Source organism: Actinomadura sp. KC06 (assembly GCF_004348735.1).
Lineage (GTDB): Bacteria > Actinomycetota > Actinomycetes > Streptosporangiales > Streptosporangiaceae > Spirillospora.
Window position 1 is genome coordinate 17,369 of sequence record NZ_SMKT01000014.1, and the last position, 21,451, is coordinate 38,819.

Annotated in this window: 34 protein-coding genes and 2 tRNA genes; 33 read left to right on the top strand and 3 right to left on the bottom strand. The window is 69.5% G+C overall.

All coding sequences use genetic code 11. The annotated features are described in order from the left end of the window. Positions 1-33: 33 nt before the first annotated feature. From E1287_RS44605 to E1287_RS07220, 14 genes are all read left to right on the top strand, one after another. Entirely contained in the window at positions 34-756 is a 723-nt protein-coding gene (locus E1287_RS44605; protein WP_207934069.1) for a histone-like nucleoid-structuring protein Lsr2, read from the top strand. Continuing rightward, positions 746-1,042: a hypothetical protein gene (locus E1287_RS07160; RefSeq protein WP_131964042.1), complete on the top strand. Its 297-nt coding sequence runs from the start codon at positions 746-748 to the stop codon at positions 1,040-1,042. The genes E1287_RS44605 and E1287_RS07160 overlap by 11 nt, the downstream gene beginning before the upstream one ends. After that, positions 1,039-1,560 carry a hypothetical protein gene (locus E1287_RS07165; protein WP_131964043.1) on the top strand — a complete coding sequence of 174 codons (522 nt, stop codon included), beginning with the start codon at positions 1,039-1,041 and terminating at the stop codon, positions 1,558-1,560. Before E1287_RS07160 ends, E1287_RS07165 begins: the two co-directional genes overlap by 4 nt. Beyond that, positions 1,557-1,733, top strand: a complete 177-nt coding sequence (locus tag E1287_RS43560) for a hypothetical protein (RefSeq protein WP_165968914.1) — start codon at positions 1,557-1,559, stop codon at positions 1,731-1,733. Before E1287_RS07165 ends, E1287_RS43560 begins: the two co-directional genes overlap by 4 nt. Then, a complete protein-coding gene (locus tag E1287_RS45450; RefSeq protein WP_243718713.1) occupies positions 1,726-2,430 on the top strand; it encodes a helix-turn-helix domain-containing protein in 705 nt (234 codons plus the stop codon). Before E1287_RS43560 ends, E1287_RS45450 begins: the two co-directional genes overlap by 8 nt. Next, positions 2,427-2,645 (top strand): helix-turn-helix transcriptional regulator, encoded by a 219-nt coding sequence (locus tag E1287_RS43565; protein ID WP_165968915.1) that lies wholly within the window; start codon positions 2,427-2,429, stop codon positions 2,643-2,645. The genes E1287_RS45450 and E1287_RS43565 overlap by 4 nt, the downstream gene beginning before the upstream one ends. Then, positions 2,642-2,926 carry a hypothetical protein gene (locus E1287_RS07185; protein ID WP_131964046.1) on the top strand — a complete coding sequence of 95 codons (285 nt, stop codon included), beginning with the start codon at positions 2,642-2,644 and terminating at the stop codon, positions 2,924-2,926. The genes E1287_RS43565 and E1287_RS07185 overlap by 4 nt, the downstream gene beginning before the upstream one ends. Positions 2,927-3,476: 550 nt before the next feature. Continuing rightward, entirely contained in the window at positions 3,477-3,893 is a 417-nt protein-coding gene (locus E1287_RS07190; RefSeq protein ID WP_131964047.1) for a hypothetical protein, read from the top strand. A gap of 211 nt (positions 3,894-4,104) precedes the next feature. Beyond that, positions 4,105-4,764: a hypothetical protein gene (locus tag E1287_RS07195; protein ID WP_131964048.1), complete on the top strand. Its 660-nt coding sequence runs from the start codon at positions 4,105-4,107 to the stop codon at positions 4,762-4,764. Then, positions 4,761-5,396 (top strand): hypothetical protein, encoded by a 636-nt coding sequence (locus E1287_RS07200; RefSeq protein ID WP_131964049.1) that lies wholly within the window; start codon positions 4,761-4,763, stop codon positions 5,394-5,396. Before E1287_RS07195 ends, E1287_RS07200 begins: the two co-directional genes overlap by 4 nt. Next, complete coding sequence (locus E1287_RS07205; protein ID WP_131964050.1) at positions 5,393-5,641, top strand: hypothetical protein; 249 nt, start codon at positions 5,393-5,395, stop codon at positions 5,639-5,641. Before E1287_RS07200 ends, E1287_RS07205 begins: the two co-directional genes overlap by 4 nt. Positions 5,642-5,748: 107 nt before the next feature. Then, positions 5,749-6,075: a hypothetical protein gene (locus E1287_RS07210; RefSeq protein WP_131964051.1), complete on the top strand. Its 327-nt coding sequence runs from the start codon at positions 5,749-5,751 to the stop codon at positions 6,073-6,075. A 96-nt stretch (positions 6,076-6,171) separates the two neighbouring features. After that, entirely contained in the window at positions 6,172-6,558 is a 387-nt protein-coding gene (locus tag E1287_RS07215) for a hypothetical protein (protein ID WP_131964052.1), read from the top strand. After that, a complete protein-coding gene (locus E1287_RS07220; RefSeq protein ID WP_131964053.1) occupies positions 6,558-7,430 on the top strand; it encodes a hypothetical protein in 873 nt (290 codons plus the stop codon). Before E1287_RS07215 ends, E1287_RS07220 begins: the two co-directional genes overlap by 1 nt. On the opposite strand, the gene E1287_RS45455 is transcribed toward E1287_RS07220, so the two are convergent. Then, positions 7,397-7,933, bottom strand: a complete 537-nt coding sequence (locus tag E1287_RS45455; RefSeq protein ID WP_243718715.1) for a hypothetical protein — start codon at positions 7,931-7,933, stop codon at positions 7,397-7,399. The two genes, E1287_RS07220 and E1287_RS45455, sit on opposite strands and share 34 nt — an antisense overlap. Positions 7,934-8,934: 1,001 nt before the next feature. Here E1287_RS45455 and E1287_RS07230 point away from each other — a divergent pair. The 4 genes from E1287_RS07230 to E1287_RS07245 all read left to right on the top strand — a co-directional run bounded on the left by E1287_RS07230 (position 8,935) and on the right by E1287_RS07245 (position 11,080). Continuing rightward, positions 8,935-9,007, top strand: a tRNA-Leu gene (locus E1287_RS07230). A gap of 40 nt (positions 9,008-9,047) precedes the next feature. Next, positions 9,048-9,434, top strand: coding sequence for a hypothetical protein (locus E1287_RS07235; protein WP_131964054.1), 387 nt, complete (start codon positions 9,048-9,050; stop codon positions 9,432-9,434). A gap of 46 nt (positions 9,435-9,480) precedes the next feature. Continuing rightward, the gene (locus E1287_RS07240; RefSeq protein WP_131964055.1) at positions 9,481-9,975 is read left to right on the top strand and encodes a hypothetical protein; all 495 of its coding nucleotides are present in this window, start codon (positions 9,481-9,483) and stop codon (positions 9,973-9,975) included. 493 nt (positions 9,976-10,468) lie between these two features. Then, complete coding sequence (locus E1287_RS07245) at positions 10,469-11,080, top strand: hypothetical protein (protein WP_131964056.1); 612 nt, start codon at positions 10,469-10,471, stop codon at positions 11,078-11,080. A gap of 308 nt (positions 11,081-11,388) precedes the next feature. Here the strand turns inward: E1287_RS07245 and E1287_RS07250 are convergent, their stop codons facing one another. Continuing rightward, positions 11,389-11,664 (bottom strand): hypothetical protein, encoded by a 276-nt coding sequence (locus tag E1287_RS07250; RefSeq protein ID WP_131964057.1) that lies wholly within the window; start codon positions 11,662-11,664, stop codon positions 11,389-11,391. Between the two features lie 566 nt (positions 11,665-12,230). Between E1287_RS07250 and E1287_RS07255 the strand changes: the two genes are divergently transcribed. The 13 genes from E1287_RS07255 to E1287_RS07310 all read left to right on the top strand — a co-directional run bounded on the left by E1287_RS07255 (position 12,231) and on the right by E1287_RS07310 (position 18,898). After that, on the top strand, positions 12,231-12,935 hold the full coding sequence (locus E1287_RS07255) for a hypothetical protein (RefSeq protein ID WP_131964058.1): 705 nt from the start codon (positions 12,231-12,233) through the stop codon (positions 12,933-12,935). A gap of 7 nt (positions 12,936-12,942) precedes the next feature. Continuing rightward, positions 12,943-13,248: a hypothetical protein gene (locus E1287_RS07260; RefSeq protein ID WP_131964059.1), complete on the top strand. Its 306-nt coding sequence runs from the start codon at positions 12,943-12,945 to the stop codon at positions 13,246-13,248. Further along, the gene (locus tag E1287_RS07265) at positions 13,245-13,442 is read left to right on the top strand and encodes a hypothetical protein (RefSeq protein ID WP_131964060.1); all 198 of its coding nucleotides are present in this window, start codon (positions 13,245-13,247) and stop codon (positions 13,440-13,442) included. The genes E1287_RS07260 and E1287_RS07265 overlap by 4 nt, the downstream gene beginning before the upstream one ends. Beyond that, positions 13,442-13,951: a nucleotidyltransferase domain-containing protein gene (locus E1287_RS45460; RefSeq protein WP_243718717.1), complete on the top strand. Its 510-nt coding sequence runs from the start codon at positions 13,442-13,444 to the stop codon at positions 13,949-13,951. The genes E1287_RS07265 and E1287_RS45460 overlap by 1 nt, the downstream gene beginning before the upstream one ends. Positions 13,952-14,075: 124 nt before the next feature. Further along, positions 14,076-14,846, top strand: a complete 771-nt coding sequence (locus E1287_RS45465; RefSeq protein ID WP_243718719.1) for a hypothetical protein — start codon at positions 14,076-14,078, stop codon at positions 14,844-14,846. Between the two features lie 2 nt (positions 14,847-14,848). Then, positions 14,849-15,265, top strand: coding sequence for a hypothetical protein (locus E1287_RS07275; RefSeq protein WP_131964061.1), 417 nt, complete (start codon positions 14,849-14,851; stop codon positions 15,263-15,265). Positions 15,266-15,533: 268 nt separating this feature from the next. Continuing rightward, entirely contained in the window at positions 15,534-16,019 is a 486-nt protein-coding gene (locus E1287_RS07280) for a hypothetical protein (protein WP_131964062.1), read from the top strand. Further along, a complete protein-coding gene (locus E1287_RS07285) occupies positions 16,016-16,276 on the top strand; it encodes a hypothetical protein (RefSeq protein ID WP_131964063.1) in 261 nt (86 codons plus the stop codon). The genes E1287_RS07280 and E1287_RS07285 overlap by 4 nt, the downstream gene beginning before the upstream one ends. A 15-nt stretch (positions 16,277-16,291) precedes the next feature. Beyond that, positions 16,292-16,879, top strand: a complete 588-nt coding sequence (locus E1287_RS07290; RefSeq protein ID WP_131964064.1) for a DUF5565 family protein — start codon at positions 16,292-16,294, stop codon at positions 16,877-16,879. Then, on the top strand, positions 16,876-17,067 hold the full coding sequence (locus tag E1287_RS07295; protein ID WP_131964065.1) for a hypothetical protein: 192 nt from the start codon (positions 16,876-16,878) through the stop codon (positions 17,065-17,067). Before E1287_RS07290 ends, E1287_RS07295 begins: the two co-directional genes overlap by 4 nt. 7 nt (positions 17,068-17,074) lie before the next feature. Further along, positions 17,075-17,437 (top strand): hypothetical protein, encoded by a 363-nt coding sequence (locus tag E1287_RS07300; protein WP_131964066.1) that lies wholly within the window; start codon positions 17,075-17,077, stop codon positions 17,435-17,437. Between the two features lie 248 nt (positions 17,438-17,685). Next, complete coding sequence (locus E1287_RS07305; RefSeq protein WP_131964067.1) at positions 17,686-17,931, top strand: DUF6221 family protein; 246 nt, start codon at positions 17,686-17,688, stop codon at positions 17,929-17,931. A 22-nt stretch (positions 17,932-17,953) separates the two neighbouring features. After that, positions 17,954-18,898 (top strand): hypothetical protein, encoded by a 945-nt coding sequence (locus E1287_RS07310; protein WP_131964068.1) that lies wholly within the window; start codon positions 17,954-17,956, stop codon positions 18,896-18,898. A gap of 324 nt (positions 18,899-19,222) precedes the next feature. Here the strand turns inward: E1287_RS07310 and E1287_RS07315 are convergent, their stop codons facing one another. Next, positions 19,223-20,530: an FAD-dependent oxidoreductase gene (locus E1287_RS07315; protein ID WP_131964069.1), complete on the bottom strand. Its 1,308-nt coding sequence runs from the start codon at positions 20,528-20,530 to the stop codon at positions 19,223-19,225. Between the two features lie 411 nt (positions 20,531-20,941). On the opposite strand from E1287_RS07315, the gene E1287_RS07320 reads away from it, so the two are divergent. Continuing rightward, a complete protein-coding gene (locus tag E1287_RS07320; RefSeq protein ID WP_131964070.1) occupies positions 20,942-21,127 on the top strand; it encodes a hypothetical protein in 186 nt (61 codons plus the stop codon). A gap of 196 nt (positions 21,128-21,323) precedes the next feature. After that, positions 21,324-21,397, top strand: a tRNA-Met gene (locus E1287_RS07325). Positions 21,398-21,451: the final 54 nt, after the last annotated feature.

The window sequence follows — 21,451 nt, forward strand, 5'->3', positions numbered from 1 at the left end:
CCCTGGCATCACCCACCCCGGGAGGCGGTGACCATGCCCTCCGTCCAGATCACCCAACTCACAGACCGGCAGCGAGAGGCCCTTCTCCACGGCAAGACCGTGGGCTGGGTCGCCGCCGCCTTCCAGATCCCACGGCCGCAGCTCATCGCCCGGATCACCGCCGAAGGCTGGGTTGTGGACCCCTCAACCGACCGGGCAGGCGAGCGCCCGGCCGAGCCCGCCCAAGCCGAAGAGAAGGCCACCCCGATGTCTGCTGAGAACCCGACCGCACCCGCCACCACCGGTCCCGCTCCCCAGGGACAGCCCGCAGCCGCGCCGACGCCGACGCCGACGCCGACCGAGATGGTGGCCGGTGGGATCGAGCAGCTCCTCGCGGACGCCCACGCCTCGGGCGACAAGAAGCTCGAGCGCGCCGCGGCCAAAGCCTCGACGGCGATCGACGCGCTGGTGGCGCTCTACGAGCCGTGGCTGGCCGAGAAAAAGGAGGCCGAGGAACGCGCCGCCAAGCTCGCCGAGGTCGAGGCCCGCGCCGAGCAACTGCGGGCCCAACTGGAGGCGGCGCAGGCCGAGGTCGCCGCGCTGACCGGCAAGCCCACTCGCAAGAGCAACGCGCCGAGCATGGACCGCGAGCGGTCGCAGGCGATCCGTGCGTGGGCTGCCCGAGAGGGCATCAAGGTCCACCCGCGCGGCCGGATCCCCGGCGAGGTAGTCGAGCGCTACGACGCCGTCCATCCGGGGGCACCTGATGGCGCATAGAAGGCATAGGAACGCGCCCGCCTGCCGGCTGTGCAGCCAGCCGGTGATCTTCGCGCTGACCGAGTCCGGCGCCTACCAGCCGCTCGACCCGGAGCCGAACCCGAAGGGCAACGTCCTGGCATTCAAGGACGCGCTCGGCGCCTGGAGGGCTCGGTCCCTGGCGTCAGTCGAAGGCGACGCCCGCCACCCCCTTGAGAAGACGTTCATGCCCCATTTCGCGACCTGCAAGGGCCCAGCCCAGCAGGTGCTGCCCGCCAACGTCACCCCCATCCGGAGGCACACATGACCAGGGAAGAGGATCGGGCCAGGCAGCTCGCCGGTGTCCACAACCAGGAGGCGCTGGAGAAGATCGCCGAGCACCTCCACTACAACGAGTCGATCCACCTGCACGACCTCACCGACGAGGCCGCGAAGGTGTGCAACTACTGCTGGCTCCGCGCCGGCAAAGCGATCCTGGCCCTTCGGATAGCGAAGCTGCCGATCGTTCTCGGCCGCGACCCCGTCCAGGCCGACGAGCCCGTCGAGATCGAGGCGGAGGTCCTGCACGCGCTCGAGGCCGCGGCGTGCATCGGGGACCGCGCCGAGGTGCGGGGCTGGCGCGCCGTCCACATCAGCAACCCCGGCGCTGACCAGGCCCGGCGGATCCTGTTCTTCAGGAGCCAGGACGGCCGGACCTACGGTGCGCCGCTCCCGGCGTTCATGCACACCGGCCCCGCCGCCCGTGTCCTGTGCTCGCCCGCCGTGGCACGGCCTGTGGTGACGCAGACCGCCCGGTACGAGCTGGCCGAGGCGGTGTCCCGGTGATCGTGCTGCGGAACCGCGTCCGCGCTCGGACGCAGTGTCCCTTCTCCGGCGGCCCGGACGAGCTGGCGGAGCTGCGGGACCGGGTCGAGCGGGCGCGCGCGGACCTGGCGGCCGTGTGGAAGGAAGCGGAGGACCTCGGCTGGGACCTCCCGGAGGCGGTGGGACGTGGCTGACCGGATGCCGGATGAGAAGCTCGCCGAGATCCGCGCGGACCTCGCCGCCGTCCCCGCGCCGCCATGGCAGTGGATCGGGCACCGCACCACCGGCCCGCTCCTGACGACCACGCACTCCGGTTGGCAGTACATCCTCGGCCCTGCCCACCCGCTCGATGAGCACGGCGCCCAGGCCGAGGACGCCGACGGCACCCCGATCTACGCCGACCTCATGCTCCGCGACGAGGGCGGCCCCGACGAGCACGCGGTCATGCGCCGCGCTGCCGAGATGATCGTGCCGCGCGCCGCATACGACCCCGACTCGATCCGCGGGATCGACAACCCGGTCGCCCGCTGGATCCAACGCTCAGCCGAGCACGTCACGGCACTGCTGGACGAGGTCGACCGTCTCCGCGCTGAACTGGACGAGACCCGTGACCAGAGTGACGGTGACCGCGCCGCGCTCGCCGATGAGCGCGCTGAGGCGGGCCTGTCCATGCGGCAGAGGGCGGTGCTCGCATCCATCCGCGAGTCCGTGCAGCGGCGCGGCTACCCGCCGACCGTCCGGGAGATCTGCGCGGCGGTCGGCGTCACCAGCACATCCACCGTTCACTACCACCTGCGCGTGCTGGAGCGCGCCGGGTTCGTGAGCCGTGGCCCGGCTCACTTCCGCGGCATCCTCCTGACCGCGCCGGAGCCCGCGGAGGTGGGCCGGTGAGGCACCCGCTCGTGCAGCAACTCATCAAGGCCCGGTACGCCCAGGACCTTAATCAGGCCCAGCTCGCCGAACGCATGGGCCGGTGGCCGTCCACGGTCGGCGCATGGGAGGCCGGCTCCCGCATTCCGAACATGGCGTCGCTCGACGAGTGGGCCGCCGCGCTTGGCCTCCGCATCACCCTCACACCAACCCCACCCACCCGGGAGACCTCATGAACCTGCGTCTACGTGTCCTCTTCACCGCGGCAGGCGCCGCTGGTGTGCTGGCGCTCGCCAGCGGTTGCGCGAAGATGACCGAGCCGTTCAACGACGCGCCGATCAAGTCCAAGGACGACAGCGCGGCCGAGGTCTACTCGATGCCGGACGGCTTCTCGAACGTCGCCACTAAGTGCGACCGGCACGGCAACCGGATCTACGTCGTCTACCACGGCGACAATCCTTACGGCGCGCTCAACGTCGTCCCGCAGGACCCCTCCTGTAAGAGGTCCACGCCGTGACTGGGCGCGACGACAACGACATCACGGCGATGCTGCCGCCCGTCGAGTACGAGCCTGAGCGGCGCCGCGGCCACCATGCCGACGCCCCCCGGTGGCGGACTCTCCTGGACGACCTGTGCCGCTGGATCGTCGGTCACAGGGCCGCGTTCTGTGGGCTGGTCGCGTGCCTCGCTGCGGCGGCCATGTTCGGCGGCTACGTCGCCGGTCTCCCAGCCAGCGCCGACCCTGCCTCACCCCCGGCCGCCGGGGTGACGGAGACACCACCCGGAGCCCTCGACGCTCCGCCACCCGCGCCCGGACCGTCACGTATCCGCACGCCCACGGCCCCGGCGGCCACCGTGAAGCCCCGCCCCCGCCGGACAGAACAGGCAACCCGGCCTGGAACACCGGCTCCGACCCGGGCCGAGCCGTCACCGTCTGCGACGCAGACGTCCCCGCCGCCGGACGGCGGTAAGGACGACGACCCGCCCCCGGGTGGCGGAGGCACGGGTGGCGGCGAAACACAGAGTCCGCCTCCACCAGGCTCACCCACCCCGAAGGGGCCGGCCAAGTGAACGAACTCCACGGCGGTGAGGCTCCGGTCCCGGGCGCGCGCGTCGAGGCCATCCGGGAGGGCCTGGCCGTAGCGCTCGAGACGGCGATCCCAGGCCCGTGGGTCGACAGGGCCGCCACCGTCCTCGCCCCGATCGTCACAGGGCTCCGGACCGGCCCGGTCACCGCGGTCCCGGACGACCTCCCGAAGCGGGACGGCACCGGCGCGCCGTTCGCGACGATCGTGGCCCGGACAGAGCAGCACCTGCAGCGCTCGATCGACGCCGGCTGCAGCACCTGGGCCGACCTGGTGCGGGCCCGGCTGTACGCGGCGCTCGCCGAAACCGACCCGGAGCGCCTCCACGCCGCCGTCCTGAACCTCGGGTCCACGTGCGAGGCGTGGGCCGGGGACCTCGCCCGACGGCAGGGGCTGTGATGGCCCGCAAATTCGGTCAGGTCCTGACCCAGGTCGCCACTGGGACACCCGAAGGGCGGACCCGCTGCGGCCACACCGGCCCGGCGGTCGGCTGCCGGGTGTGCGAGGCCGCCCTGTCCCGTCAGCGCCGGCCCGGGCGGCTACGCGGCCGCGGCTGGACGAAGAGCGACAAGCCCCCCAAGCGGCGTCGCCGCAAATCCAGGAGGACGACATGACCACCGCGACCGACCCCGCGACGCAGCTCCACAACCTGTCCACACTGCCGGACGACTCTTTCCGCACGCTCATCGAGAACAACCTCGACCGGGACGAACACCCGTCCCTGTGGGACCTGCTGCTTCACCCGCAGATGGTCCGCCGAACCCACGCCGCGCTGGGATCGGCGTTCCGTGATGTCGAGGACCAACTCGCCGAGCGCCGCGCCGACCTGGAGAGCTTCCGGCAGGAATGCCACCAGGCAGGCCCCGCAGGCAAGGACAAGTGGTTCGCCGCGCAGGGCGAGCATCAGGAATGGCGGCGCCGCGCGATCGGCTACCGACGCATCCTCCAGCGGCGCCTCAGCGAGGCCAAGAACGCCCTGAACAACGCGGCTGCTCTGCCGTCCCCACAGCCTGCCCCAGCCAACTCGGCACGGAAGACCCGGCAGGTGACGACCGTGTTCCGCCTCGCCTGGGTGATCTCCCAGCACCGCGACGAGACCCTCCGGCAGGGCATCGTCCCCGACGAGCACGACGTCGAGCTGTGGCGCGCCCTCGACCTGATCGAGCTCGACACCACCGACGGCCCCATCACCATCACCGAGTTCCTCGACGACGTCACCTCCAAGCCGGGCTTCACCCCGCCCGACCTGCCAGCCGGAGGACGTTCGTGAGGTTCCAGATCGAGCCGCTGACCGTATGGACCGACCCGGTGACGAGCCCGCGCCGCTCGTCCGGGGTCTTCCGCGCATCGTGGAAGTCCACCCTCGATCTCCTGCAGCGGGAGGCCGGGCTTCTCGGCGCCGACCTCGTCGTGCTCCAGGTTGACGCCGGGAAGGCGGACATCCGGCAGGACGGGATGCTTCGCGCACGCGCGCACGTCGAGTTCCCCGGTGTCGTCGTCAGTTTCAGCAGCGACCACGGGCCGCTGCGGTACGCCGCGGATACCTACCAGCAGGAATGGGGCGGGGCCCTACCGGCGTGGCAGGCCAACGTCCGGGCGATCGCTCTCACGCTGGAGGCGCTGCGGGCGGTCGACCGGTACGGCGTCACCAGGCGCGCGGAGCAGTACGTCGGGTTCCGGGCGCTGCCCGCCGCCGAGGGCGGGTTCGCCTCCTCCGATGACGCCGTCCGCTGGATGCGCGACCAGGCGAGCCCGCACGCCAAGGACGCCGACACCGCCACCCCGAACGGCCTGTACCGGTTCCTGGCCAAGCAGCTGCACCCCGACACCGGCGGGACCGCGGACGACTGGGAGCGGCTCGACCAGGCCCGCCGCCTGCTGAAGGAGGCGAAGCTCCTGTGACCTCCGTCCTGACCGTCCGCGTAGGCGGCTCCGTCGCAGGCTCATGCGGCCGCGCCTGCTACGACGCTGAGCACGAGCCCTGCCGGTGCGTGTGCTGTGGCACGAACCACCGCGCCGGGTTCGAGCAGGCGGTTCGCAACGCGCGGGACATGGCCGCGGAATGGGTCGCGCGGGCCCGTGCGGACGGTCAGGACATCGACACCTACGAGCTGGGCCTGGACGTGGTCCAGCACGCCCTTTTCTGAGGAGACCACATGCGCAGATACCGCAGCGCCCGCCGCGACAGACGCCGCCGCGGCGGCTGGGTCGGTGACCTCATCGAGTTCATCGCCGACCTGATCACGTGGGGGCGGTGATCGTGCAGGCCGCCGCGTCCGAGCCGCGCCCATCATCGACGCCGAAGGCGCGGCGACGCACCGGCACCTGCTCGCACTGCGGTGAGACCAGGGCCATGACCGCGACAGGGCTGATCTACAGCCACGGCTCGCTGCGCGCGGGCTGCCCCGGGGCGGGGAAGGTCCCCGCCGAAGTGACTGTGCAGGCGTTCAGGGAGATCCTCGACGACCTGCCGGTATTCGCGCTGAACGGCGCACCCGTCGTCCGGCTGGACGACCTGAACGACGCCGTCGCCCGCGCCGCCGCCGGAATCCGCCCTCTGGACGGGGACAGCGATGGGTAGCCCGGTCCCGGTCGCGCGGGCGCTCCACCGGCAGCGCCTCGCCGGCTGCGTGTCCCGTGCCGATGCGGCCGCGCTCGGCGCGCTCGGCGGTGCGCCGTGACTGACCAGTTGAGCAAGCCGTGCGTGCACTACTCCGCAGCTGAAGAGCGCACGTGCGGGGCGACACCGACCCGGCTGTTCATCCAGGGGCCCCGCTGCGTCCTGCACATCCCTTCGGCCGAGCGCGGCCTGCCCGAACCGCCGCCGGGCACGTGCGCGCTGGCGAGGTGCCACTGCGGGAAGCCGTCATGCCCCGCCTATGAGACGTACGGCCGCGAGTCCTACTCGGCGCAGAGCCTGGCGTGGCCAGCGGTCGACGCCCGCGCGGTCGCCTCCGGGAAACGCCGCGCCTCCCCGCAGGAGAAGGCCGCGGCGAAGGCGGCCGTCCAGGAACAGAAGGACCGCGACGCGGCGCACCGCCGCGGTGCTCAGGGAGGTGCGTGATGGTTCAGCTCACCTACTACGAGCCGACCGGACAGGCCGCGGATTCCCTGCCGCCCGAGCCCAGGTGGGTGCCAGCCCCAGACGATGCGCACACCTTGCGGCACGGCTACAACCTCGCTGACATCGAACGGCTCGCGCGGATCGCGGTGAGAGCGGCGAGGGCGCAGGCGATGGACTACCAGGACCGGTACGAAGCCGCCTGGTACGCGATCGTCGAAGGGATCTACACGGCCATTGACGCCCCGGACCCGTGGGAGCTGAAGCGGCTCGGCGCGGACGCCGTGAACCGGCTCCAGCAGGACTACGGGCACACATGGGGTTACGACCGCCGAAACCCCGACGCCGGGTTCGAAGGCATGCGGGGATTCCGCAAGTACTGGGAACTCGACCGTCGCGCCCACCGCTCCTGCGAGGACGGGGTAGTGGATCGGGTAGCACTGTGGCAGATCTGGGAACGGCTGTCCGCCACACATCAGGCGATGCTGCTCGCGCTGGCCGCCTACGAGGACCCCGTCGCAGCGTCGGCCGCGGTCGGGAAGCGCTACAACACCTTCAACACCCATCTGAAGAACGCCCGCCGCGAGTTCCTCACACTGTGGCACGAGGGCGAGACACCGTCGCGGTTCTGGGGCAAGGGCGACCGGCGCCGGGGCCGCCGTAGCGGTGTTCAGCTGCTGGTCAACCGGCGGCAGCAGCGCGAACGGCGCGCGTTGGCCGAGGTCGAACCGAAGCCAGCCAAGCCGCCTCGAACCCACTGCTCCAACGGGCACCGACTCGTCCCGGACATCCTCACGGCTGCCGGCAGGTGCAAGGCGTGCGGTCGTGACCGCAGCGCCCTTTACCGCGCGAAGAAGCGGGGGGCGGCTGCGTGATCGGGATCGCAGGGTTCACCGGCGTCACATGGCGGGATGCGGCCGTGCAGGCGCGGCATGGCGAGGCCGCGCTGTGGAAGGCCGCGCAGGCGGTGACCAGCCAGCTGGCTGGTCGGATCGGCGAGCGTGCCGCGGTGGCGTGGGTCCACACTGCCGCCGTCGTCGACCACGCTGGCCGCTATGGGCTCATCTCGGCCGAGAACCTCGACGATTCTGCTGCGATCCGGAAACAGGCTGAGCAGCTCGCCTCGTGCAACCCGGCGCTCGCCGGCTTCGCTGACCCTGCTGCGAACCCGATGTGGGACGCCGACCCTGGCGACGCGGCGGCCGACATCGCGGCCCTGTACGCCGAGCACACGACCGTGGACCTGCCGGGCGTCCCGGACGGGTACCGCATCGGTGACCTCTACCAGCAGCTCAGCGAAGAGGCGCGTAAGGGACGCGCGCTGTGCCAGACCCCGCCATGGGTCACCGACCTGCTCCTGTCCCTGTCCCTCGACCATGCCGCCGACGAAGCCGGATGGGATGGACTGCGCTCGCTGAAGGTCATCGACCCGGCGTGCGGGACCGGGCACGTCCTAGTCGAGACTTTCCTGCGGCTGGAAGCGTGGCAGTGGCTGCACCCAGGGGCACCCCGCGTGCGCGGTGCCCTAGTGCCGGACGTGCTGGCGCAGGTCCACGGATGCGACCTGGACCCGTACGCGGCGCTGATCGCCCGGTACCGGCTGTGCGCCTTGGCCGCCGCGATGAGCGGCACCGACCTTGCCGGGCTACCCGCGGATCTGCCGGTGCAGGTGGCCACCGCAGATTCCCTGCTCGCCGACGATGAGCCATTGCTGGCGCGCGGTGCCTACGACGTGGTGGTGATGAACCCGCCCTACATCACCCCGAAGGACGCCCTGGCCCGGGACGCGGTCCGCGCCCGGTACCCGGACGTGTGCCACCGAAAGTACGCACTCTCACTGCCGTTCCACGCGCTGGCCAATGACCTGCTCAAGCCGGGAGGCTGGTGCGCGCAGCTCACCGCGAACAGCTTCATGAAACGAGAGTTCGGCAAGCCGTACGTCGAGAAGTACCTGTCAGGGCTGGACCTGCATTGGGTGATCGACACCTCCGGCGCCTACTCCCTGGCCACGGCACCCCCACCGTCATCCTCGTCAACCGCAACCAGCCCCCAACCGCGCCCATGGTGTCGACCGTGCGAGGCGCCCAAGGCGAACCCTCGGTTTCGGAACTCCCGGGCCGCGGCATTGTGTGGACACAGCTCCGCCACGCCGTCCGCGAACGCGACCAAGCCGCCCGCCTCGACGCGCTCCTGGACCGCAGCGACAGCCAGGAGCTGCACGCCGCGTCCGAGGAACCACCCCCGGTGCCGGTACCTGATGGAGACCGGCCGTCAGCGCAGGGCGCGCCCACTCCGAAGCGGAGACGTGCGGCACCGTCCGCAGTTGGCCAGCTCGATCTGCTCATCGAGGTGGCGGAAGAGGGAGCGGGCACGCAGCAGGCCCGGGTGGCGCAACGGCGACGGAGCCGCCTTAAAGGCGGCATCTCTGCGGGTTCGAATCCCGCCCCGGGCACCTGGCGGCAGGCCAAGCAGGCGAGCGACCGGGGGCCGAAATGACCCGCACTGAGGACCTGAGTGCGGCGTTCGCCGACGGGCCCGCCCTCCACGCGGGCTTGGACGAGAAGCTCACCGCCGCGCTCCGGGCGGCTGTGCCGCTGCGGATGCTGGAGATCCGCGGCTGGACGGATCGGCAGCGCGCGAACGACGCCGCGTGGGTCCAGGAGCTGATGCGCGGCGGCGCGGCTGCGGACGAGCTGCTGTACGGCGTGAAGGGCGGCCGGCCCGCTGCAGCGTTTGGTGCCTTGGTTCGCGGCCTGGCGGTCCTGGCGTACGTGGAGGGCGGCGTGGAGCTCGCCGGGCTGCACTGGTGCGCCGAGCCGCATATCGAGTGCCCGAGCAGGCCCCCGTGGACGCATTTGGAGGAGGCCGTGCCGGGGTGAGCCCGGCAGCGGCCTTTGGAACGTGACGAGGACGGGAGAGTGATGAGTGGCCGACGAGGAGCCGGGCGACGATGCCGTGGCGCTGGCCGGGCTCGACGTCCAATGGATGCGCCGGTTCGACTGGGAGCGCCTCGTCCGGCGGTGCCGCCTCGGGTTCTACGAGGGCAAGACCCGGGACCCGCGGCGCTGGGTGCGGCATCTGACCGTCCAGGACGTCGCGCTGGTGCTCGCGACGTACGGGAACCTCGACGGGACCCGCGTGCGGCCCTCGGCGGCGCGGATGGCAATGGTGTGCGACCTGGACGAGCGGACCGTCCGGGCCGTCATCGGACGCCTGCGCCGGCTGAACCTGCTGGAGCTGGTATCGCCGCATCGTTCCCCGGGGCGCCGTGGCGGGCCGGGGTGGTCCGCGGAGTACCGGCTGACCGCTCCGGCCGACCTTCTGGAGCGGGTCGCGCACCTCGACCCGGAAGAGCAGACGCTGATCGTGCCGCCGGGTGTCGACACCGGCCCGGAGCGGAAGCCGCGAGCACCGAAATGACCCACAGCCCGCCTGTGGATAACTCGCCGCGGCTGGCCTGTGGACAACCCGTCGTGCCCGAACTAATGACCGGGGGCTCACCCCCGGTGATTCCAGGAATGACCGGGGGCTCACCCCCGGTGATTCCAGGAATGACCGGGGGCTCGCCCCCGCCCACCATGCCAACTACAGGCACCAGGACCAAAGGAAAGACACCAGGCCAAAACCCCGCTTTCTGTCTCTTATGGCTGAGCTGGAAGGCGACACGCCTGTGGAAAACCCGACCCGCGCCTGTGGGAACCGCCCTGGCGCCCGGCCCCGTCGTCGACGCCACCCGCCGCACTCGCCCGCTTGCCGGACCTCGGCGCCACCCTCATCGACGCGCACCCGCTGACCTCAAGAACCCGACATGAGAGGCACACGACACCCACGCCACTGAACTAATAAACGGACACAAAGCCCAATAAAAGCCGTACACCACATGGCACCCGGTACCCGTCAAAAAGGACACAGAATGACTGACCGCGAATTCGAAATCACCAACGACCACCTCACCCTCCTCCGCAACGCCCACTGGAGCTGGAACGACTGCGAATTCGGCGCACCCACCATCGACCCGAAGCGCCCCTACGGCAACAGCAGCGTCATCCGCGACATCGCCGAACTCCTCGACATCGACCTCGACGACCTCGACCGGGACCGCGAAGACGAGTTGAGCGAACTCCACCGCGAGACGCTCACCGTCCTGGACATCGCCCTGGCGACCGGCTCGTTCGCGCCGGGCACGTACCGGTACCGCGCCGACGGGTGGGAACGGGTCGGCGACGGCGCGACGGTCCTGGACGTTCGGATGGGCGAGAACGACGCCGGCGCGGCCACGATCCGCGAGTACCTGACCGCGCTTCTCACCGCCCTGTGGAGCACGGGCGAGGGGTTCTCGGGGAAGCGGCCGTTCGGGAACTCGGGCTGGGACTGGGACCTCATAGCGGCGCTGGCCAAGGCCGGGCGCATCACTGCGACGTTCGACGAGGACGGTCTCCTCGACCGCCTGGATAGCGACCAGGAGCGCAAGGGGCAGCGGCTGATCGCCGAGGCGATCCGGGCGCTCGGTCAGGTGGGCCGGTGATGGCAGGCGTGGTCCGGCGGGGCGGGGATGGGGTTGCGCAGCCCGGATTCGATCAACGCGCGACGATCACTGGTGATCACGTATCGCGTTCACCAGACAACGGTCCGGAGTCACCGCAGACGATCTCAGCGCCCCGCCGCCTCGCCATCTCCATCCCATCTGACCGCGCCGTCCGGGGGGACACCGACCGCAACCAGGAGTTCGTCGCCCGCGAAGCGTTCACCGGCCTCCGCCATCCCGGGGTCGAGGAGAACCCGGCGAGGACCCCGCCTGATACCGGCAGACTCGCGCCGCGCAGGGATCTACCGTTAGACGGCCCCGGCCCGCTGGGCGAAATACACCACAGCGGTCTTGGCGCCAGCGATGATCTCATCGCCCAGCCGGTAGGCGCGATCGGTGCCGGGGTGCTGCATGATCCATGTCATCGCCTGCTTGAGGACCAGGTCGATATCGGTAGGACGAAGCAGGATCGCTTCGCCGCCGTTGATCTGCTCTGGTGCCTTGTGCTGCCAGAGCCGGTAGAACTGCCCGTTGGCGGGGTCGAACGCCATGTGGCGATCACCCTCCGGGTTGAGCAGCAGCACTGGGAACGGCACCTCAGGACCTGGTGTCCACGGTGCCTCATAGTCCGCCATAGTGCTCCATTCCCCTCGTGTTGGCTCGGTCGCGGGTTGCATTGTCCACCGCCCGAAGCCGATTGGCACCCCATTCGGCCGATGACGGCCGCCTGCGATGCGCGGCCCCGACGGGCGTGGCAGCGCGGCTCACGGCAGGACCTGCTTACTCCGCGCCGAACGACATTCCGACGCCCCGGACCGAAAGGCAGATGAGGCATGAGTCCAGAACCCGAACTCGCATCGGCGACCGCACTGCCCCCCCTTCACTGGCACCGGTTCGCAATGCGCCAAGTGCGGGGCTTGCGCCGCCACCACCAGCTACCGGCCGCCGAACATGCACGCAGGACAGCTCGTCCGCATCGAGCACCTGGAGCGGCAGTGCACCCGCTGCGGCTACCGGTGGCCCGAGGCAACCACCGACAACGTCCCGCCCGCCAGCCAGGAGGGAACGAGCCGCCCCGCCCTGGCGTTCGCACGTCTAAGGAAGTCGCCCAACGTGGCGACTCAGCTCCACAGGGCGACGGGAGGGTCAGTTGACCGACGACGAAGCCGCGCCCGTCCGGCAGGTCGGCGCCGTCTGGTGCGCCGACCACGACCGGTGGGAATGCGTGAAGAACCGGCGCGCCAAACGCGGCGGAGGCCGCTGCCACCAGCCCGCCATCCCCGGCCTCGACCGCTGCTACCACCACGCCGGTTTCTCCGCCGAGGTCGCCAAGGCGCAGGGCGAAGCGATGGACGCGTGGACGGCCGCGTACCACGAGGTTGCAGTCACCCCGCAGCAAGCCATCATCGGCATGCTCAACATGTCGTGGTTCCGCGCGAACTTCTACGCTGGCTTGCTGGAGGAACAGGCACTGCGGGCCCAGTCAGACCGCGAGGAGAACGGCGAACCGTACGTGAAGGGCGCGCCGCCGGTAGGGGAAGGCGCCGGCCTCATCGGTCACACCTACTCCGCCGACAAGGAGTACGGGATCTTCGCGTCCGGCGAGGCGATCCGCGGCCTCGTCCAGCTCGAGGCGCAGGAACGCGACCGGGTCGTGAAGTACGCGAAGGTCGCGCATGAGATGGGCATCGCCGAACGCCAGATCCAGCTCGCCGAGCAGCAGGGCGCGATGCTCGCCGGCGCCGTCCGCAAGATCCTCGACGGCCTCAACCTCACCCCGGACCAGCAGCAGCTCGTCCCGCAGCTCGTCCCGTCCGTGCTCCGCGCCCTCGCCTCCGGCCACAACGCCGCATAGGAGAACCATGAGCGACCTCACGATCCCACCCTCAGCGGCAGCGCTGGACGACCGCGCCGACGTCGGCGGTGGCCTGTGCCCGCTCTGCAAGGTGTGCGCCGACCACCAGATCTCGCACACCTGCATCGTCCAGCCCGGCCCCCTCAGCGACGAGATCTTCAGCCACGTGCCCCACAGCGAGTTCCAGCCGCTCCACGCGCGCCTCGCAGCACACCCGGCTCGGCCGCTGGACGAGAACGGCGAACGCCGCGGCGTCGACCGCACCTGGTGCGTATGTGGCTGCACCACCGCCCGGAAGGAGCTCGACCGATGAGAGACCAGACAGGCGTCTGGGTTGCCAGATACGCCGACGGCTCGTCGATCTGCCCGTTCGAGGAAGAGATCGACGCGCTCCGCCACGCGGTCGACAACCAGATGGATGTGACGTTCGTGCCCTGGGGCGAGGACGCACGCACCTACCGGCAGCCGCCCGAGCGGCCCAAGCAGCCCGCAGTGAGGGCGACCTGATGGCCGCCCAACCCGCAAACGTGCTCCTGGCCGGCATCGTCGGATCCACCGCCTACGGTCTCGCCGGGCCCGGCTCCGACATCGACAGGCTCGGCGTGTACGCCGCCCCAACGACCGCGTTCCACGGCCTTCACCCGCCGACCGGCCGCGACGCCACCACGGTCACAACCAAGCCCGACGTGACCTTTCACGAGGCCGGGAAGTGCGCCGCGCTTTGCCTCGGGATGAACCCAACCGTCACGGAACTGATCTGGCTCCCGGACGGCCTGTACGAGACCCGCACTGCCCTCGGCGAGCAGCTCATCAGCATCCGGACCGCGTTCCTGTCCGCACGCCGGGTCAAAGACGCCTACCTCGGCTACGCGGTCTCCCAGTTCAAACGGCTGGAGACCCGCGGCGACGGCTCCTTCAGCGCGGACACCCGCAAACGTACGGCCAAGCACGCCCGCCACCTCGCCCGGCTCGTCCACCAGGGGGGGCCTCCAGCTGTACCGCACCGGCCACCTTGACGTCCGCCTCGCCGACCCGCAGTGGTACCTGGACTTCGGTGAGCGCGTCGCCGGCGGAGACCTTGAGGAAGCGCGCTTCGTCCTGTCCGAGGCCGAGGTCGACTTTGCCGCCGCGCGCACACCTTTGCCTGACGAGCCCGACCGCGCCCGCGTCGAGGAATGGCTCCACTCCGTCCGCGCCGCCCATCTACCCGACCAGGCCAGGCCCTGCCCGCACGCGGCCGAGGCCGCCCGCCTCCACGAAGGCGAAGACCCCACACCCCGCGACCCGGGCTGCGAGCCGACGCCTGGGCAATGGCTGCACCGGTTCAACAGCGCGCCCCCGCAGCAGCGGCTCACCTGGGCGGAAGACATCCTGCGGCACGCGCGCGACAGCTCCCGGTGCCGGTTCGAGATGCGCCACGAAGACCAGATCAGCGAGCTAAGCGACCACGTAGAGGAACTCCAGCACCGCCCGGCCCCGGCTGACGCCGCCCTGTTCCTGGTGGACCTGGACGGCACCATGGCGCTCCGCCAGGACACCGACGACGTCCGCTCCCCATACGACTGGGACCGCGTTGGCGAGGACGTCCCGCACACCCCGATCGTCACCGTCGTCCGCGCGCTCGATACCGCAGGGCACCGGATCATCTACCTGTCCGGCCGCTCGGAGGAGTGTCGCGCCGCGACCGGTGTGTGGATCGCCGCGCACATCGGCGTGTCAGGGGAGGCGCTGCTGATGCGCCCGGCCGGTGACCACCGCCCCGACCACGTGGTCAAGCGGGCGCTGTACGAGCGGTGGGTCGCGCCGGTCGGGCCCGTCACCGCCGTCCTCGACGACCGCGCCTCCGTCATCCGGATGTGGCGCGAAGACCTCGGCCTCACCGTCCTCCAAGTCGCTGAAGGGGACTTCTGACCATGTCCAGTGACCGGCAGCAGCTGCAGGACGCCGCGATGGCTGCCTTGGACACCATGCGCGCCGGCGACCGCGCCGCCACCGACCGCGCCCTCAACCAGCTCCTCGACGAGCACGGCCCCGCCGCCATCCCGATCGCGCTGATGCACTGGTGCGACGCCGCGCTCGCGCCCATCATGCCTCCCGGGGGCGGGCCGGTTCGGCTGTCGTGGATGGACACCGTCACCGGCCGCGTCCAGGCCGGTGACATTGGCGTGCCCGTCACCGAGCAGTGGGCCTGTCGACTCCTGGCCGCCCGGGCGAACGGCGACCGCGACATGTTCCTCGACCTCGTGAAGGCCGTGCCCGACGAGGCGATCAACGCGCACATCGGCGCGATGGTCCAGATGGCCGCGTGCATCATCCAGGAGGCGCCATGACGCCCTCGGACTACTGGAACCTGGCGGACCGCTGGATCCTCGACGACCTCAACCGGGCTCTCGAAGACATGTGCCTCGTGTGCATGGGGCGGGGCTGTATCAACTGCCTGCCCGATCGGAGCCCCTTCTCAGCTGCGAACGCCGCAGAAGACTGCGAACCCGCTGATCCGGCTGGATGGCTCACCTGCACGGGGCCCGGGATCGACCGGCGCCGGGAGGTTGCAGCGGTGCAACGCATCCTCGCTGCCGCGCGGAGGGACTCGGACTGATGCCTCGCTTCCTGATCAAGCCTGACCGGGCCCGGGATCTGTACATCGAGTGGTGGACGATCGTCGACGCGCCCGTTGGGCACGGCACCCGCGCCGAGTGGGTAGCCGAAGGGATCGCCCCAGGCGGTCTCGACCGCGCGGACCGGACCGGGACATCCGCGTGCCCGCCGCTGGCCACCGGTGCGTGGGACGACGAAGAACTGATGGTCGCCGAGCCGCTCGGCCGGCAGCGGCTACTGCCGCGCGACCACCTCATCGACTACACCCTCGCCCTGTACCGGCGGGCGGTCACCCAGGCGTACGGCATGACCCGCCCCATCGAGATCGACGACAACTACCCGCCAGCGACTCCGGAACGCCGGCGGGCTGTTCGTGTCCACTGGCGCCGTTGCCGCCGCTGCAACCCGGCCGGGAACCCGGCGCCGCTGCTCGTCGACGGCGCCGGCTACGCCCGCCGCCGCAAGGCCAGGAGGCGCCGCCGATGACCTACATCAACCCCGAGGACTACGAGCCCGACGGCGAGGCCCTCGACCGGATGACACGTGCCCAGCTCGCCGAGCTACCCGGCCCCGAGCGCACGGTCGCGGACGTCCTCGACGAGTGGAACCGCCGCGAGCACGGCGTCATCTCGTCCTCGCACGGCGCCGGGCTGTTCCTCGACCTCCTCGCAGCCGAGGGGTACCGCGTCACTCCGATCGACGCGCCCGACCTGTCCGAACTCCTACCGCCGCCCACCGATTAGGAACGGAGCCCCACCATGCGCAAGATTCCGACGATCTTCGTCCGTGACTGGGAGAACGACCCCTCCCGCGTCACCCGCGAACCGAACCCCGACTGCGCCTGGGTGTTCGCCGGCGAGGGACGCGCGACCCGCAAACTCGACGGGACCGCCACCCGTCTCGACGAGGACGGCCGGTGGTGGGGGCGCCGGGAGGTCAAGCCCGGCAAGACCCCGCCGCCCAACTTCCAGCTCGTTCAGGTCGATGACCGGACCGGGAAGCGCACGGGCTGGCAGCCGATCGAGGACACTCCGTACGCCAAAGTGCACGTCGAGGCGCTGAACTTCGCCCTTGAGCATGGACCCCAATTCGAGTTGGGCACGTACGAGTTGTGCGGCCCGAAGATCAACCGTGACCCCGAGCAGTTCGGCGTGCACTTCCTGATCCGCCACGGCACCCACGAACTCGACGACGTCCCGCTCGACTTCGACGGCCTCGCCGCCTGGCTCCTGGCGCACCCGTACGAGGGCATCGTCTGGCACCACCCGGACGGACGGCTCGCGAAGCTGAAGCGGCGTGACATCCCTGCCGAGCTCGCGCCGCATCGGGACACGGAAGCCGGATGATCGTGACCTTGTACGCCTTCGGTCGTGAGGTCCTCTCCGTGTGCTGGACCCGCCCCGTCGCTCAGCCCGAGCCCGCGCAGGTGGAGGACGTTCGCCCGGACGCTGGCCCGTTCGGGTTCGGCGGCGGCACCTTCGGCACCCAAGAACGCGCCTGGCTGCCCGACACCGAACGCCCCATCGACGCATGAGGACATCATGACCACCGAACGCATCACCGCCACGAAGCGCTCCAGCATCCTCGCCGTGCCCCGCGAGATCCTGCTCGACCACGGCCTCGTCGAGCCGACCGAAGCCGAACGCGCCGAAGCGGAACGTTCCGCCGCCGAGTACCAGCGGCGGGCAGCGGCGCGCGCCGAGGTCCTCGTTGCCGCCCGTGAGCAGCTCGCCGCGATCACCGACCCGCTCGCCCGCACCATTCTCGACCTCCACGATGAGGGGCACGACGGCACCTGCCAGGGCGATGACATCGACGGTTACGAGGCCGAACGCCCCGACTGGCCGTGCCGGACGGTCGAGGCCATCGCCGCGCACTACAGCATCCCGCTGGCGGTATCGTGAGCGCCGCATCGAACGACCTGCTGGAGTTCCTGCGGGCGCGCGGCTGGCCGAGGACGAGTGGTGGGCGCGCGAAGCCAGCCGCCTACGCGGCCAGGAAGGACAACCGGCCGGAGACCACTGGCAGTGGATCGACCCCGACACGGAACAGGTCCTCCTTGTTGACCCCGCCCAGAACGAATGCGTGGGAGAGGAAAGCGAGGGCATCTCGGTGAGCCTTCGGAGCAAGGGAGCACTATCCAACGCAGAACGTGGGAGACCTGCCCAACTTCGCGATCCACTACGCCGAGGAGGTCCCGACTACGGTCGCAAGTCACATCGTCCGCCATGGCCCGGCGCGCGTGCTGGCCGAAGTCGAGACCAAGCGGCGGCTGATTGATCAGCACGTCGGCTACTCCGGCGGAGGCGACGACGATCACTGGCCCGTCCAGACGCTTCGTCTGCTCGCCCTGCCGTACGCATCCCACCCCGACTACCGGCCCGAATGGCGTCCATGAACCACCACGAGGGGAGCCGTCATTGACCGAGCCTGCCGCCACCATCCCGACCAGCCCGGCCGAAGAACTCGCCCAGCTCGTCACCGAGCTCGTCGACGAGGTCACCACCGACGAGGCCGTCACCCGGTACAAGCAGGTCAGCCGCGGCGGCGGCCGCACCGTCAAGGTCGTCGACCCGGACGCCCGCCACATCACCCGCGACGTCGGCCTCCTCGATCAGCTCCACGCGATCAAGTCGGCGAAGGCGACGGTGCCGGTGCGGATCTTCCAGTGGGTGAGCGACCACCAGGGGGAGGACGACCGATGCGAGTCGGCGAGGCAGGGGCTGAAATGCGCGCACGGCCGCTGGAAGCACGTCCGCACCGAGCAGCGCCCGGCCGGAAGGCTCGGCGTCGTCGCCGGCGGCGCGGCCGTCCCCGGCGGCAGCGCCGGATGGGACAGCGACGGCGCCCTCAACCCGCTCCGCTCTCTCGGGTTCGAATCCGCCAGCCCGGCCACCAGCGCCGTCGAACTGTACGACGACATCCGCCGCGGCATCGACCGGCTCCGCCGCGACCTCCGCCAAGCCGCGGGCCGCACCTGGGGCGGCCGCAAAGCGCCCTCAGACGCGCTCCGCGAATGCGTCGGGCTGCTCCTGGACGTCGACGACGACACCGCCCGAGACGCCGTCCATCAGGTTCGGGGCTGGGTGTCGACGTGCCGGATCCGCCTCGGCTACGACGCCCCGATCGTCAAACTCCGCGACCTCGTCTGCGGGCAGTGCGGCGGAACGCTCCACGTCCGCGCCGACGCATCCACCGCCGTCTGGTGCGCCGGCTACCCGACCGCGCACGTGACCGGGCCCGGCTGGCCAGGGGACGAGTGGGGGCCGGTTGAGTACCCGGCCGAACCGGGATGCGGGGAACGGTACCCCCGCGGCTCCTGGATCAAGCTCCTCGAAGACGTAGCGAAAGCAGGTAACACATGAGCCATGCGCCCGGGCCCCAGCTCACGCCCGAGTTCACATCCGAACAACTCGAGCGCGCGACCGCCGCATTCCGACGCATCACTGAAGCGTTCAGTGCGATCGCGGGCGCGATTGAGCGCGCGGCCGGAGATCGATCTCCGCACTGAGATTCCGGAGCTCGGTCGGTCTTGATGGCTCACCGCTCGACCGTCCGGAGCGGGACGACGGTGCCGCAGCTCATTCTGAAGACCATCCATCCAGCGCCTAGCTGAGCCGAACACATGACCTTGGGGCTTCCTCAAAGACGCCCTGGCAAGAGAGACGCCCGGTCAAGCCTTGGGTACGTCATGAGCTGCCGCTGGAGCCCTCACCCGAATCGTATTGGAGCACGGGTTTCTCCTTTTCTGCTTTCTGGGGGTCCGGTGCTTTTCTGTTGATTGAGAGTTCCTTCCAGAGGTCCTCGATGTTTTTGTTCTCGAATGTCACCTGGTAGATCAACTTGGCATACAGAGGGAGAAACTTGAACGACCAGCCTCCGGCGCACACCACGGCGTTGCGATGTGGGTCCGGAAGTCGATCCAAGACGGCGTTGTGGTCACCGAAATGCGGATGCACGCAGTTTCCGGAGTAGACTGGATAAGGTTCGACCCCCAAACAGTGATTTTTGATGAAGTCAACGGTTTTCTTCACATCGTCACGAGCTGGTACGAGGTCCTGTCTCTCGTCCGTCCGGTTGGGCAACTTCATGGTTTTCTGCGTGGTCGACTCCCAGCCGATTTTAGCGAGGTTGGGCGGTCCCCATGGGACGGGCGGGAAGCCATAGTACAGTTCGTCTGTTCTTTCACCGAAATAGACCCACATGCCCGGGTAGATGTTGTCGATTTTCGGATCGGTCGCATAGTAGTCGTAAACCATGTCCCAGACCGCGTAATTGAGTTTGTATTTCTTCTGGGGCTGGATGTTCTTCAGAACCTCGTTGGTATAGGCACCGCACGCGATGACACATTTCTTGGCCGTGTATGTTCTCGGTGTGCCTGCATCGCTGAATCTGTCTTTATCCTCCTTCACTGTCGCCTTAACGGTCACTGATTCGTTGTCCACTTTAACGGCCGTGACCTCGGCCTTTTCGATGAGGGTCGCGAGGTTTCGTTGCGCCAGCTTGTAGAAGGTCCGCAGGATCAACGGTACGTTCATCACGCCATTGTCTGGCGAGAAGTATCCATCGTACTTGAAGTTCGTGAGATGAAATTCTTTCTCGATCTCCTCTTTGCTTAGTGGTCGGCATGGCCTGCCCAGCTTCGTGAGAGCTTCCTTTACCTTTTTGTATTCGCCCTGCGCGCCCGCCGTGGATTTATTGCTTCCGAAGTTCAGTTGCCCTGTCATCCAGAGCAGCTTCTCCCCGGAGTCTTTCTCCAGTTCATGCCACATCTTCAGGGAATTGATGGCTCTTTGGGTGTCCTCCGGTGTGGAATACAGGATTCGGAACATCCGCATGATGTCGCCGGAACTTCCCGAATGATGGAAGAACTTCCGTGCCTCCAGGACCAGGACCTTCTTCCCCTTCCTTGCGCTGTGGCATGCGGTGGCGAGCCCGATGGCTCCGCCGCCGACGACGACCAGGTCGTACTGTGGCCCTTGGGCGTTACTGTTCATCTCAGTCTCCCGTCCTTGTCGTGATGGGTGATCGTCGGTCCCGCGGAAGGTGTCCGGCCGATCGACACGGCGCCTGATGGCACCGGCCTCCCCCTCTACCTGCCTCACTTTGAACAAACTCCACCTCAACAGCGCGTTCGTACTCCCTTCGGGGCGGAGGTCAACGACCAGCAGCGGTTTATCTCCAGGTCCCGATCAGCACTCCACCCTGGGCAAACGGGCACAGAGCCGGCCGTGCGCAATCCGCGTTACGTGGGCGGGTTCTGGCATTGTGAGGAGGCGAAGCGGTTCGGGGACCTCATGCCTGACTGCGAGCGGATAGTGCTGGCCTGAGCTGCCGGGTACACGGCCCCGGCTGCTTGGGCCCGTGGGGCTACGAACGAGGCCCACACCGACCAGCACCATCCCTACATGCCCGAGCAACTCGCCGTGCGGGAAGAGGGCCCGCACTTCTACGCCTACCCAACCCACGAGGCGTACCTCGAAGGCCGGCACCTGTGGCGCGCGTACCGCCGCAACGAACGCCTGCACGCCGACGAGGCCGCCGTCCGGTGGGCGCTCATCGACCAGCGCATCCTTCGCGCGGCGGGCGATTGAATCCACATGCGTCGTGACGAAGCGCGACCTACAGGGGAGGAGGATCCGAGCCTTGATCGGGTCGGGGCGGCGACGGCGCGAGACGAGGCACCCGGCGGGACGGCGGAAGCCAGCATCGGCCGGATCGCGCAGAGCCTCTTGAAACGGAACCGCTGGCGCTGGTTCCCCCGGCGCGCTGAGGGCTCGGGTCCCTCGAAGTGGAGTGGAGCAGTTCGGTAGCTCGCTGGGGTCATAATCCAGAGGTCGGCGGTTCGAATCCGTCCTCCGCCACGGTCCAGGTTGGCGTGAGCCGTACCGCGCTCAGGTTCCGTGACGGACGTGGCC

What these genes read in the sequence shown, in the direction of transcription:
- E1287_RS44605 (WP_207934069.1), top strand. Translation starts at nt 34, where the DNA reads ATGCCCTCCGTCCAGATCACCCAACTCACAGACCGGCAGCGAGAGGCC.
- E1287_RS07160 (WP_131964042.1), top strand. Translation starts at nt 746, where the DNA reads ATGGCGCATAGAAGGCATAGGAACGCGCCCGCCTGCCGGCTGTGCAGC.
- E1287_RS07165 (WP_131964043.1), top strand. Translation starts at nt 1,039, where the DNA reads ATGACCAGGGAAGAGGATCGGGCCAGGCAGCTCGCCGGTGTCCACAAC.
- E1287_RS07185 (WP_131964046.1), top strand. Translation starts at nt 2,642, where the DNA reads ATGAACCTGCGTCTACGTGTCCTCTTCACCGCGGCAGGCGCCGCTGGT.
- E1287_RS07195 (WP_131964048.1), top strand. Translation starts at nt 4,105, where the DNA reads ATGACCACCGCGACCGACCCCGCGACGCAGCTCCACAACCTGTCCACA.
- E1287_RS07220 (WP_131964053.1), top strand. Translation starts at nt 6,558, where the DNA reads ATGGTTCAGCTCACCTACTACGAGCCGACCGGACAGGCCGCGGATTCC.
- E1287_RS45455 (WP_243718715.1), bottom strand. Translation starts at nt 7,933, where the DNA reads ATGGTCGAGGGACAGGGACAGGAGCAGGTCGGTGACCCATGGCGGGGT.
- E1287_RS07235 (WP_131964054.1), top strand. Translation starts at nt 9,048, where the DNA reads ATGACCCGCACTGAGGACCTGAGTGCGGCGTTCGCCGACGGGCCCGCC.
- E1287_RS07245 (WP_131964056.1), top strand. Translation starts at nt 10,469, where the DNA reads ATGACTGACCGCGAATTCGAAATCACCAACGACCACCTCACCCTCCTC.
- E1287_RS07260 (WP_131964059.1), top strand. Translation starts at nt 12,943, where the DNA reads ATGAGCGACCTCACGATCCCACCCTCAGCGGCAGCGCTGGACGACCGC.
- E1287_RS07265 (WP_131964060.1), top strand. Translation starts at nt 13,245, where the DNA reads ATGAGAGACCAGACAGGCGTCTGGGTTGCCAGATACGCCGACGGCTCG.
- E1287_RS45460 (WP_243718717.1), top strand. Translation starts at nt 13,442, where the DNA reads ATGGCCGCCCAACCCGCAAACGTGCTCCTGGCCGGCATCGTCGGATCC.
- E1287_RS07275 (WP_131964061.1), top strand. Translation starts at nt 14,849, where the DNA reads ATGTCCAGTGACCGGCAGCAGCTGCAGGACGCCGCGATGGCTGCCTTG.
- E1287_RS07280 (WP_131964062.1), top strand. Translation starts at nt 15,534, where the DNA reads ATGCCTCGCTTCCTGATCAAGCCTGACCGGGCCCGGGATCTGTACATC.
- E1287_RS07285 (WP_131964063.1), top strand. Translation starts at nt 16,016, where the DNA reads ATGACCTACATCAACCCCGAGGACTACGAGCCCGACGGCGAGGCCCTC.
- E1287_RS07290 (WP_131964064.1), top strand. Translation starts at nt 16,292, where the DNA reads ATGCGCAAGATTCCGACGATCTTCGTCCGTGACTGGGAGAACGACCCC.
- E1287_RS07295 (WP_131964065.1), top strand. Translation starts at nt 16,876, where the DNA reads ATGATCGTGACCTTGTACGCCTTCGGTCGTGAGGTCCTCTCCGTGTGC.
- E1287_RS07300 (WP_131964066.1), top strand. Translation starts at nt 17,075, where the DNA reads ATGACCACCGAACGCATCACCGCCACGAAGCGCTCCAGCATCCTCGCC.
- E1287_RS07315 (WP_131964069.1), bottom strand. Translation starts at nt 20,530, where the DNA reads ATGAACAGTAACGCCCAAGGGCCACAGTACGACCTGGTCGTCGTCGGC.
- E1287_RS07320 (WP_131964070.1), top strand. Translation starts at nt 20,942, where the DNA reads ATGCCCGAGCAACTCGCCGTGCGGGAAGAGGGCCCGCACTTCTACGCC.